This window comes from Caldichromatium japonicum (genome assembly GCF_011290485.1).
GTDB lineage: Bacteria > Pseudomonadota > Gammaproteobacteria > Chromatiales > Chromatiaceae > Thermochromatium > Thermochromatium japonicum.
Genome location: NZ_CP048029.1, coordinates 1,948,878 through 1,960,032 on the forward strand (window position 1 = coordinate 1,948,878; position 11,155 = coordinate 1,960,032).

The 11,155-nt window shown below is 60.5% G+C and carries 9 protein-coding genes; 6 read left to right on the plus strand and 3 right to left on the minus strand.

All coding sequences use genetic code 11. The features are described 5' to 3' along the window. Positions 1-438: 438 nt before the first annotated feature. From GWK36_RS15700 to GWK36_RS09570, 5 genes are all read left to right on the plus strand, one after another. Positions 439-2,541 (plus strand): flagellin N-terminal helical domain-containing protein, encoded by a 2,103-nt coding sequence (locus GWK36_RS15700; RefSeq protein WP_166270941.1) that lies wholly within the window; start codon positions 439-441, stop codon positions 2,539-2,541. A gap of 81 nt (positions 2,542-2,622) precedes the next feature. Beyond that, positions 2,623-3,102, plus strand: coding sequence for a flagellar protein FlaG (locus tag GWK36_RS15445; protein WP_246237515.1), 480 nt, complete (start codon positions 2,623-2,625; stop codon positions 3,100-3,102). Between the two features lie 61 nt (positions 3,103-3,163). After that, a complete protein-coding gene (gene fliD / locus GWK36_RS09560; RefSeq protein WP_166270942.1) occupies positions 3,164-5,599 on the plus strand; it encodes a flagellar filament capping protein FliD in 2,436 nt (811 codons plus the stop codon). A 232-nt stretch (positions 5,600-5,831) separates the two neighbouring features. Continuing rightward, the gene (gene fliS / locus GWK36_RS09565; RefSeq protein WP_166270943.1) at positions 5,832-6,233 is read left to right on the plus strand and encodes a flagellar export chaperone FliS; all 402 of its coding nucleotides are present in this window, start codon (positions 5,832-5,834) and stop codon (positions 6,231-6,233) included. Positions 6,234-6,508: 275 nt separating this feature from the next. Beyond that, positions 6,509-6,754: a hypothetical protein gene (locus GWK36_RS09570; RefSeq protein ID WP_166270944.1), complete on the plus strand. Its 246-nt coding sequence runs from the start codon at positions 6,509-6,511 to the stop codon at positions 6,752-6,754. A 429-nt stretch (positions 6,755-7,183) separates the two neighbouring features. Here GWK36_RS09570 and GWK36_RS09575 read toward each other — a convergent pair whose 3' ends face one another. From GWK36_RS09575 to msrA, 3 genes are read right to left on the minus strand one after another with little or no spacing between them, the layout of a single operon-like run. Next, a complete protein-coding gene (locus tag GWK36_RS09575; RefSeq protein ID WP_166272601.1) occupies positions 7,184-8,296 on the minus strand; it encodes a phosphoserine transaminase in 1,113 nt (370 codons plus the stop codon). A 1-nt stretch (position 8,297) separates the two neighbouring features. Beyond that, on the minus strand, positions 8,298-9,539 hold the full coding sequence (locus tag GWK36_RS09580) for an ATP-grasp domain-containing protein (protein WP_246237516.1): 1,242 nt from the start codon (positions 9,537-9,539) through the stop codon (positions 8,298-8,300). Further along, entirely contained in the window at positions 9,536-10,096 is a 561-nt protein-coding gene (gene msrA, locus GWK36_RS09585; RefSeq protein WP_166270945.1) for a peptide-methionine (S)-S-oxide reductase MsrA, read from the minus strand. Before msrA ends, GWK36_RS09580 begins: the two co-directional genes overlap by 4 nt. Positions 10,097-10,350: 254 nt before the next feature. Between msrA and GWK36_RS09590 the strand changes: the two genes are divergently transcribed. Beyond that, a protein-coding gene (locus GWK36_RS09590; protein WP_425482796.1) for an IS5 family transposase occupies positions 10,351-11,054 on the plus strand; the annotation gives its coding sequence in 2 pieces (ribosomal slippage) (positions 10,351-10,633 and positions 10,633-11,054; 705 coding nt in all). Positions 11,055-11,155: the final 101 nt, after the last annotated feature.

Here is an 11,155-nt window from a genome sequence, read left to right on the forward strand (position 1 = left end):
TCATTGCGAGAAGCATCCTACCGGTCATTGCGAGGAGCGAAGCGACGAAGCAATCTCTTGAAGGGCTCTAGCCTGGGCGACGGAGATTGCTTCGCTGCGCTCGCAATGACCATCTTTGTCAGTGCGCGGGGCATCTTTCCAGTCATGGCGAGGAGCGCAGCGACGAGGCCATCTCGCGCCTGCCGCCTGATAAGCGGGGGCCTTACCAAGGCCGCCATGACTAGGGGGCGGGGCCAGTCGATGACTTACCCCCACGGGCGAGGGCCTCCCCCGCTGGGGGCCGTTGGCCTAGCGGATACCTGTCTGCAAGCGGGGTCAAGCAAAGGACTCAAGATTTTGCCACCCTAGCCGATAGCAGGGGTGAACACACCGAATCCGAGGCAGAGGCCAAAGCGCAAGGCCAAAGGCCCGGGTAACCCAGATGAGGAGAGATCTACCATGCCACTGGTCATCAATACCAACGTCATGTCGCTCAATGCCCAGCGCAACCTCACCAAGACCCAGGGGGCCCTGGGTCAATCGATGGAGCGCCTAAGCAGCGGGCTTCGTATCAATTCGGCCAAGGACGATGCCGCCGGTTCAGCGATCACCAGCCGCCTAACCTCGCAGATCCGGGGCTTTGATCAATCGGTCCGTAACGCCAACGATGGCATCTCGCTGGTGCAGACCGCCGAGGGGGCGATGAGCGAGATGTCAAACATCTTGCAACGCATGCGCGAGCTGGCGGTGCAATCGGCCAACGGCACCTATACCAAGGGCAACCGCAACTCGCTGAATGCCGAGTCGCAGCAGCTCATCAAGGAGCTCAACCGCCTGGTTGAGAGCACCAATTTCAACGGCCTCAATCTCTTGGATGGCTCGGCGAGCGAGGTCAAGCTCCATGTCGGCGCCGAGGCCAACCAGACCATGTCGGTGACCATCGGCAAGCTCGATGCCCAGAACCTAGGTATAGAAAATACCGCAGGTGTAGGTTCATTTACCCGCATCGCGACGGGTTCGAGCGCAGCGGTTGCCGTCAGTAACCTGACCTCACTGGGTACGGGCGACCTGGTGATCAATGGGATTGCGATCGAGGGTGCCCAGGCGGCCTTCGACAATGCCTCCTCGGCGGGCAAGGCGGCAAGCGCCATCTCGACGGCGGCGGCGATCAATGCCAAGAGCGATCAAACCGGGGTCACCGCTGTGGTCGGTGAAACGCGGTTAGGCGGCGCGGCCATGACTGCCAGCGCAACCTCAGGCAATATCGCGATCAATGGGGTGACCATTGCCCTGCAGACGACCAGTGACACGGCGACCACCCGCGAGTCGGTAGTGCGGGCAATCAACCTGAACTCGGACCAGACCGGGGTCATAGCCATCGATACCGGCACCGATGAGGGTGGCGTCACTTTAGTGGCCAAGGACGGGCGCAATATTGTGCTTGAAAATAACAACAACCTGACCGCTGCCCAGACCGGTCTCAATCTAGCCGTAGGCGCTAATGCTACTACCATCGCCGCCGGCACCGTGACCCTGGTCTCCTCGGGCGGCAAGGACATCGTCATCACCTCGGGTGCCACCGGGCGGGCAAGCGACGCTGGGTTTGTCGAGGGCAAATACAGCGGCACCGCCACCCAGGTGACCTCAGATCTGAGGGACTCAAACCAGGCCATGAGCGCGGGTAATGTCTTTGTCAATGGCGTGTCGGTCGGCCCCTCATATGCCACCGATGACACGGCCTCATCAAGCGGCAGGGACTATAGCGCCATCGCCAAGGCAGCAGCCTTTAATGCCGTGGCCGATAAGACCGGGGTGCGGGCAATCGTCAATGAAAACATCGCCAGAAACACCGAGGCCCAGACCGCCTCTGCTAATGCAACAATTACTGGGAGCATCAATGGGGTGGCGATCACCGCGTTTATCACCAGCGGTGACCTGAGCGCCGACCGCCAGGCCCTAGTCAAGGCGGTCAATGCCATCTCCGACCAGACGGGGGTGATGGCCATTGATACTGGCGAGTCGGGTTCGAACAGTGGTGGCGGGGTCCAGCTCATCGCCAAGGATGGACGCAATATCATCACGGACTTCTCTAACAGCCAATATGCCGGCTTCCAGAATGGGGCAAACACCTATGTCGGCGAGTTTACTCTGGTGTCGGATAGGGAGATCGTGATCACCCGCGGTAAGGACCCGAACCTAGACCGCTCGGGCCTGACGGTGGGCAACTATGGTGGCGGCAAGGACGGCATGGCGATCGCCAATGTCGATATCTCGACTGTAGAAGGGGCCAATAAGGCGATCGTAGCCATCGACAATGCGCTCGAGCGGATCAATAACGTGCGCTCTGATCTGGGTGCAATCAACAACCGGCTAGAGTTCACCATCAATAACCTGATGAGCATCTCGCAGAACGCCTCGGCCTCGCGCTCGCGCATCGAGGATGCCGACTTCGCCGCCGAGACGGCGCGGCTGTCGCGCTCGCAGGTCTTGATGCAGGCCAGCCAGGCCATGCTCGCCCAGGCCAACTCGCAGCCGCAACAGGTGCTGTCGCTCCTGCGCTAAACTCTAGTCAGGTTTAAGGCGACAGAAGCGGGTGGCCCCGCGGTTTAAAGGGGGCCGCCCGTCTAACCAGGAGAAGAAGCGATGGCCAGCGATCCTTTGAGCGGTATGGGGGCGGTGACCGCACCCTCGACCAGTACGGCAATGACAGGCACCCGCGTCCAGCCCCGGCCTGAGCTACGGGAGAACAGAGAAGCGTCCAAACCGATGCAGGGCGAGACCCTGACCCATCTTGATGCGCGGGTGAATAACGCAGCCAATCGGCCTGAGCTAGCTCAGGCGGCCAATGCAGAGGACAAAAGGGATAGCCCTCAGGGTGTGTTGGCCAACGACAAGGAGATGGTCGATAAACTCAGCGAGGCAGTCGATAAGATCAATGAGATGCTGCAACAGGGTCGGCAGATGCTCACCTTCCAGCTTGATGAGGAATCGGGACGGATGGTGATCCGGGTGGTCGATGCCCAGACCAACGAGGTGATCCGCCAGATCCCCAGCGAAGAGACCCTCAACTTTGCCAAATATGTCGATGGGCTGATCGGTCTGATCTTCAACAAGAAGGCCTGATGGCAGCTGCTGCGTGCAGGTAGCGCGGGGCCTTCCTTAAGGCGATGCGGGGAGAACGCCCATGGCCGAAAACATCATCCGAACGCTCGGTGCAGGTTCTGGGATCGATATCAAGAATCTGGTCAGCCAGTTGACGGCAGCTGAACGCGCGCCCAAGGAAGAGCGGCTGACCCAACGCGAGGAACGCCTCCAGGCCCAGATCTCGGGCTATGGCCAGTTGCGCAGTGCCCTTGCCACCCTCAAGGGCGCCCTGACCGCCTTGACCAGCCGCGATCTCTTCAATGCCCGGTCGGTGAACGTCCCCAGCTCGGATATCATCACCGCCAATAAGATCGAGCCGGGGGCCCAGGTCGGTTCTTATGCCATCGAGGTCCTCGAGACGGCGAGCGCCCATACGCTTGCCATGCCGGCGCAGGCCGCGCGCGATGTCGCACTCGATAAATCTGGCACCCTGACCATCCAGTTCGGGACCTGGAGCTATGATCCGGGCACGGGCGATCCGACCAGCTTTGCGGTCAATGGCGAGCGGGCAGCGCTGTCGATCAACATCGAGGCGAGTGACTCGCTGGATACGATCGCCAAGAAGATCAATGACCAGAATGCGGGTGTCCAGGCCTCGATCGTCAAGGTCGCTGACCAATATCAGCTCATGCTCACCGCCGACTCCGGCGCGGCCAATGCCTTGCGCATCACCGCCAGCCCAGGCGCGACCGGGCTCTCGGCCTTTGAATACAACGAGACCACCCGCTCGGCGCTTGAGACTCAAAAGGGCCGCAATGCCGAGCTGCGGGTCAATGGGCTGACCGTCACCCGCACCACCAACGAGATCAACGACGTCATCCAGGGCTTTTCGTTCACGATCAACAAAAAGGGCACGCCCGGTCAGCCGCTGAACTTTTCCATCACGGCGGATAAGGGCGCGGCCGAACAGGCGATCCGCGACTTCGTAAAGACCTATAACAGCTTCCAAAAGACTGCCCAGGAGATCGTGGGGTATAGCCGCGATAAGGATAATAGACTGGTGCGCGGTGGGTTGGTCAACGATGGCACAGCACGAAGCATGATCGAACGCCTGCGCCAGCAACTGGGCGGGGCCGTACCTGGGATTCAAGATGGTTTTACCGCCCTGACGAATGTTGGCATCCGCACCGAACGCGATGGCTCCCTTTCGATCAATGAGACCGAGCTGAAAGAAGCGATCAATAACAAGTTCGCCCTGGTCGAGCGCCTGTTCGCCGGTCAGACAACCTCGACCAACACCGCTATCACGGTTAACCAAGGGAGCTTCTCCACGCGCACGGTCGCCGGGACCTATAGCGCCCAGATCACCCGCGACCCCACCCAGGGTCAGGCGCGCGGGGCCGCCATCACCCATGATTTTGGCGCCGGGCCTTTGGACACCTCCGGCGGCGGCTATGCCTTCAAGATCCAGGTCGATGGCATCACCTCCAACACCATCCGCTTGACCGGCAGCTTCAATTCGATTGAGGCCGTACGCGCTGAACTCCAATCGCGCATCAACGGCGATACCAATCTGCGGGCAGCCGGTGTGGGGCTGGATGTCCAGTATGACAGCAGCGCCAATGCCTTTCGCTTTGTCTCGCGCGACTATGGATCGGCCTCGCGGGTGCAGTTCGTGGAGACCGGCGAGGAGGTGAGCGGCAGCTGGACCGACAACATGGGGGTGTTGGGGATCAGCCCGACCCGGGCCTTTGTCGATGGCCAGGCGATCAGCCATGCCCAATTTGATCCGGCGACCGACAGCTTTGTAAGCCTGCTCGACACCACCAATGTGGCCCATCACTTCAAGATCCGGGTCGATGGCATCGAATCCAACACCATCACCCTGAATGGCACCTTTAACACTGCCGAGGAGCTGCGCGCTGCCTTGCAGGGCGCGATCGATGCCGATGCCAAGCTCAGCGGCGCGGGGGTGGGTGTGACGGTCGGCTATGACAGTGCCGCCAATCGCTTCACCTTTACCTCAAACAGCAGTGGCGCAAACTCGGCGGTGAGCTTTAGCGAACGCAGCGAGGCGATGGCGGCGCTCGGGATCGAGACCGCCCTGAGCGGCACGCGTGGCGTGGATGTCTCCGGCACCATCAATGGCGTCGAGGGATTTGGCGCCGGGAACATCCTGCTCCCCAGCCTGGATTCACCGGCCTATGGACTCAATCTGCGGGTCAATCCGGGCGCCAAGGCCCAGGGGTCGTTTGAGTTCAGCTTTGCCCGCGGGCTGGCCGGCGAACTGGCCAACATGATCGATGGGTTCACCGGCAGCAGCGGTACCATCGGGGCGCGCGAAAAGGGTCTGCAGCAACAGCTTGATGAGATCAAGGATGAACGGGCCCTGCTTGATCGGCGGATGGAGAAATATGCCGCACGCCTACAGGCCCAATTCATCGCCATGGAAAACATCGTCAGCAGTCTACGCGACACCGGCAAGCAGCTCGAAGGGATCAATGACCGGCTGCCATTCACCGCCCAGACGCGTTAGGTCGTCGAGTCAAGATCGCTCAAATCCCCCCTTTGCCAGAGTGAGGGGATTTTCGTTTGGCATTTTTCACTGACCCCACTGATGAGATGTTGCACCTGGCTCAAGAAATCCTCTAGACGGTCGTTATAGTCAACGAAGGCAGTCGCGGCCCCGCGCGAGTCCTGAGCAAAGGGGGGCGAAAGGCCACAGATTCATCAAAAGTTCAACGGACCCATGAAAGCCGAGGTCGATCATGTACGCGATGCGTAAAGAACTCAACCAATACCGTCAGGCCGGTGCCATCGCTGAGATCACGGTCGCTGATCCACATCGTCTGACCCAGATGCTGTTTGAGGGTGCGCTCGAACGCATTGCGGTGGCGCGCGGCGCCATCGCCCAAGGCAATCTGGCACTCAAAGCAAAAAAGATCACCCAGGCGATGGATATCATCGGCGAGCTGCGCGGATCGCTCAATCTCGCCGAAGGCGGCGAGCTGGCCGCCAACCTGGATGCGCTCTATGACTATATGCAGCGCCGTCTCCTGACCGGAAACGCCCGCAATGATCCGCAGCCGCTCGAAGAGATCGCCGGCTTGCTGCGTGAGATCAAGGCGGGCTGGGACGCCATCCCCGAGCAGATGCGCCGCGCCTCCTAGGGCGCGTTCTCAATCAGGCCAACCAGACAAAGGCACAAGCGCGATGGACATCCTGTCGGCAGGCAGGACACCGGGGGAAGGCGTTGGCGAGCTTGGCGTAGCTGGGCATCTGGTGGGCTTGATGGTCAATGCCCCCCAATGAAGTCTGGGACTTGCGCGCGGGGAGGTCTGCGAACAGATCCAAGCCAGTGGGTGGAGCGTGCGGCATGTCGAATAGCAAGACAGAGAGGAGAAAGGGATTTCGCTACCAAGGGATCGGTTTCTCCGAAGATGGCATGCGATTGTGGGAAAGCGGGGTCGAATATCGAGAGATTCCCTTTCCCGCCGCCCAGACGAAAAAGCGCTTCAAGCTATCGCTGGTCGCCTATCTGCTTTTCATCTTTCCCGCCATCCCGCTGCTCGCCTATTGGGGACTCAATGAATATCTGCTGTGGATAAGCGGTCTCTTTGCCTGGGGGCTTACTGGCTACATCGCCGCATCCATGTTTGCCCAAGATGCGGTGCCCCCTCCCGCACCCTGAGCACGCCCTATATGGGGTCTCCTGTGTTGTATCTCTGCAAGCGCTGCCGCACCTTTTTCGAACATGGACACATAGACGGTGGCTGGCCATAGAAATAGTGGGTTAGGTGATCTGCCCCTCATCCAAAGCGGGCCTGAGGGGCCATCGCCACACCTGCGGCCAGAGATCCTCTGGGGAGATCAACTCCAAGACATCATCGCGAACCTTGCGCGCTTTCAGCGAATCGGCGCTGGACCTCATCCACCAGGCTCCAGACGCCTTACGGGGTGGCGGTTGGCATCTTGGAGATCGCCTATGGATTGGATACGCGGTTTAAACGAGATTGGCTGATTGAAAGAGGGAGAGGACAGATCGGCCTCTCCTGCAACTGACCCAATGCGCGACAAGCCTTGCCCTTCAGGGCGGGGAGGATGTCAAAGATGGCCTGGCCTATCCTTTGGCCGCGAACTCCTCCATAAACTCGGCCAGCTGCTCGACGGCAACCAAGGTCATGGCGTTATAGATCGAGGCCCGTATCCCGCCCAGCGCGCGATGTCCTTGCAGTCCGCTGAAGCCCGCCTGTGTAGCCTGCCGTAGAAACTCGGCTTCGCGTTCCGGCGTCGCCAGACGGAAAACGACATTCATCAGCGAGCGATCTTCTGGGGCCGCCCAACCTCGATAGAGCTCGGGATAGCGATCGATGACCGAATACAGGCGCTCGGCCTTGCGTCGATTGCGCTCGCACATCCGATCGAGGTCGCCGATCTCCTCGATCAGCCAGCGCAAGACCCGCGAGACGGCATAGATGGCAAAGACCGGCGGGGTGTTATAGATCGAGCGGGCCTGCAAATGGGCGCGATAGTCGAGGATCGCAGGCAGATCGGCAGGGGCACGCTCAAGCAGCGCGCGCCGGATGAGCACCAGGGTCACACCCGCAGGCCCCAGATTCTTCTGGGCATGGGCATAGATGAGATCAAAGCGCGTCGGATCGAACGGATAGGCGAGAAAATCGGATGACATATCGCAGACGCGGATGACATCGTCGCGCCCCGGTATCCAATGAAACTGTAAGCCTTCGACCGTTTCGTTCGAGACATAGTGAAGATAAGCGGCATCGGCAGCGGGTTTGAGTTCATGAGGGCGAGGGAGCCGATGGAACCCTCCCCCCTCTCCGTCCCAGAGGACGCGCACTTGACCCTCGAGATGTGCAGGCGAGATGGATTTAGCGCTCCAATAGCCGGTGCGCAGATACTCGGCAGTCTGTTCCTTACTGCGCAACAGGTGCATGGGGACCAGCGAAAACTGAAGGCTGGCTCCGCCCTGGAGAAAAAGCACGGCATGACTCTCGGGCAGGCGCAGCAGGGCGCGCAGATCGCGCTCGGTCTGATCTACAAGTTCAGCGAACCAATCCGAACGATGGCTGACCCCCAAAATCGACAGACCCACACCAGGGGCTGACCGAATGGCCTCCTCGAGCTCTTCCAAAACGCGCGCCGGCAAGACCCCAGGTCCACCTGAGAAGTTGAGGGCGTTGGCATCGAGTCGCCCAGGCCCCTTGATCATCTCAGACACCCTGCCCTAGACCCGGCGGCCTGTGTTTAGAGACACCGCTGAGAAACTCGCGAAAAGCCGCGAATAGACGGCGCATAGGCGCGAGCTTGTAGGGATAGATCGCCGGCGGATCCATGTCGTGCACTACCATGGCGGGGTCAGCCTCAAAGAGCAATAAACGGCCATCGGGCAGCTCGGCGCCATCGATGCCGACATAATCCAAACCCAGGGCGGCATGGAGCGCCGCAAGCGTCTTGGCATGACGCTGGGCAAAACCGCTCTCAAAACCCTTGAAAAAATCTGCCTCCTCGGCGCGCTTGACCGCACTGCCATCCATCCCGGCATTGAGATAATGGATCATCCATCGCTCAGAGATGGCGAGATGAACGGGAAGGGGTTGGCCGCCGATCCAGACCAGACGGAACTTGCGAAACCAACCGTCCGGCGAGCGGTAGTCGATGAAGGGCGACACAAAATAGGTCGGCTCAGGGTGACTGGCAAGCAGGGCGGCGAGGTCCTCGGCTCGGTCGATGCGGGTCAGACCCTGGCCGGCATGCGAATCGATGGGGCGGATGAGTAACGGAAACCCGTAGCCCTCCCGCCCCTGCCCTGCGGCTAGGTCAGCGAGCTGGGCACGGCCGAGACGCCAGACAGGGGGGGCAAGCACACCTGGCAGACCTTGCAGACGCTGCCACAGCCGATCGCGCGCGCTCGCGATGATCTGGCGGGGATCATTGATGACCGGGCGCGGCCAGGCGCGCAGACGCTCGGCCCAATGAGCGAGCAGCGGCTGATGGGCATCGGATTCGCCGATGGCGACGAAGAGCAGGTCATGTTCTGGCAGGGTCTCGGGATCGGGGAGGTCCTCCCCGACATAATAGACTTCGAGCGCGATGTCCCCGTCGGCAAGCAGACATTCGATCGGGGTATTGGCCAGCAGTGGACCCGCGGCCTTGAGCGCTAGCACGCGCAATGCCGGCGTTTGCGCACACCCCTGGACGCGATAATGCCGGCATAGGCGCAGGGCCTCGCGTCTGAGGTTGGCGGCAAGCGCAGCTCGTCCCTGAAACTCGCAGAGGATCGCGGCATCCAGCAAGGCACCGGCCTCATGGGGGTCGGCGTCGGCGCGTTGGAGCAGCGCTTGACTCAGCGGTCTCAGGTCTTCGCCTGCCAGGGCTCGGCGCATCAATGGGGCCAACCCCAGAATGCTCTGGGGACAGGGGGGTGACGGATCGCTCGGCGCGGCGTATCTCACGGCGAAATCGGCTGCTTCCGGCGCCGCTCGGTCAGCAGGTGCTCGCGGAAGTATTGGCGCAATTTGGCAAGTTTGGGTGCGATCACAACCTGACAATAGTCTTGCAGCGGATAGCGGCGATAATAATTGCGATGATAGGACTCAGCCGGGTAAAAGACCGGCGCCGGCTCGACCTGGGTCACGATCGGGTTGGGCCAATCGCCCTGAATGCGCGCTATCACCGCCTCGGCGCAGGCCAGTTGCTGGTCGCTGTGATAAAAGATAACCGATCGATACTGACTCCCAACATCCGCCCCTTGCCGGTCAGGGGTGGTAGGATCGTGGATAGCAAAAAAGATGTCCAGCAGGGTCGCATAATCGATCTGCTGATCGTCGAAGGTGATCTGCACTACCTCGGCATGTCCGGTCGTGCCGGTACAGACCTGCTGATAGGTGGGGTTGGGTAGGTCCCCGCCCGCATATCCAGGTTCGGCTGCCATGACACCGCGGAGCATTTGAAAAACTGCCTCCAGACACCAAAAACAGCCGCCGCCCAGGGTTGCAAACTGATAGGCCATGATCCACCTCCTCGCATCAGTAAACGTTACTGACCCTATTGTTCAGGGCTTTTTAACGAAGCTCTATAAGGTTAGGTCCTCTTCTCAATCGTGCGCATAGTGCTATGTCATATGCAAGCGAGGTTGCATAAATCGTTCACAGTCACTGACATGGCGAGGGGCTGTTCACAGTGGGTGAAGTCTGGTCATATCCTGACTTTTGCGCAGGAGTCAGGATGGAGCGGAAGATGTTATGAGATGAGCGGTGGGCACGCATTGAGCAGCTGTTACCGGGGAAGAAGAGCGATCCGGGTTGCACAGCGAGGGACAACCGGCGCGTTGTCGAAGCCGTGCTCTGGATCATGCGCACCGGCTGTCTGTGGCGCGATTTGCCAGCCGAGCTGGGCCACTGGCACCGGACATATGTGCGTTTCTCGCGCTGGCGCGAGAAAGGTGTTTGGGAGCGCGTGGCCGCCGCACTGCAAGGCGATGCCGACATGGAGCATCTGTTCATCGACTCGACCATCGTGCGCGCCCACTCACATTCTGCTGGCGCCCCAAAAAAGCGGGCCAACAGGAAATCGGTCGCTTGCGGGGCGGGTTGACGACCAAACTGCACGTTGCGGTGGATGCCTTGGGCAATCCGCTGCGCGTCATTCTCTCGGCAGGGCAGGTCGCCGACATCGAGCAGGCCGCGGCGTTGATCCAGGACCAACCGACCGAGTGCGTCATTGCCGACAAGGGTTACGACTCGGATGCCCTTGTCGAAACGGTGATCGCACAGGGCAGCCAGGCGGTCATCCCCCCACGCTCCAACCGACTCAATCCGCGCTCGTTCAACCGGCATCTCTACAAAAACCGCAATCTGATCAAGCGCTTCTTCTGTCGCATCCAGCAATTCAGACGCATCGCCACGCGCTACGACAAGCTCGCCTCGTCTTCCCTGTCGTTCGTTTATCTGGCTTGCACCATCGCCTGATTGACTTGATTGAGAATACACCCTAGCAACCTCGCCTGACCCGGCGCTTTGGCTTCGCCGCAACTGCGGGCGATATGGATGCATAAAGATTAGGATCGCAC

What these genes read in the sequence shown, in the direction of transcription:
- GWK36_RS09575 (WP_166272601.1), bottom strand. Translation starts at nt 8,296, where the DNA reads ATGATCAAGGGGCCTGGGCGACTCGATGCCAACGCCCTCAACTTCTCA.
- GWK36_RS15700 (WP_166270941.1), top strand. Translation starts at nt 439, where the DNA reads ATGCCACTGGTCATCAATACCAACGTCATGTCGCTCAATGCCCAGCGC.
- fliS (WP_166270943.1), top strand. Translation starts at nt 5,832, where the DNA reads ATGTACGCGATGCGTAAAGAACTCAACCAATACCGTCAGGCCGGTGCC.
- GWK36_RS15445 (WP_246237515.1), top strand. Translation starts at nt 2,623, where the DNA reads ATGGCCAGCGATCCTTTGAGCGGTATGGGGGCGGTGACCGCACCCTCG.
- msrA (WP_166270945.1), bottom strand. Translation starts at nt 10,096, where the DNA reads ATGGCCTATCAGTTTGCAACCCTGGGCGGCGGCTGTTTTTGGTGTCTG.
- GWK36_RS09570 (WP_166270944.1), top strand. Translation starts at nt 6,509, where the DNA reads ATGCGATTGTGGGAAAGCGGGGTCGAATATCGAGAGATTCCCTTTCCC.
- fliD (WP_166270942.1), top strand. Translation starts at nt 3,164, where the DNA reads ATGGCCGAAAACATCATCCGAACGCTCGGTGCAGGTTCTGGGATCGAT.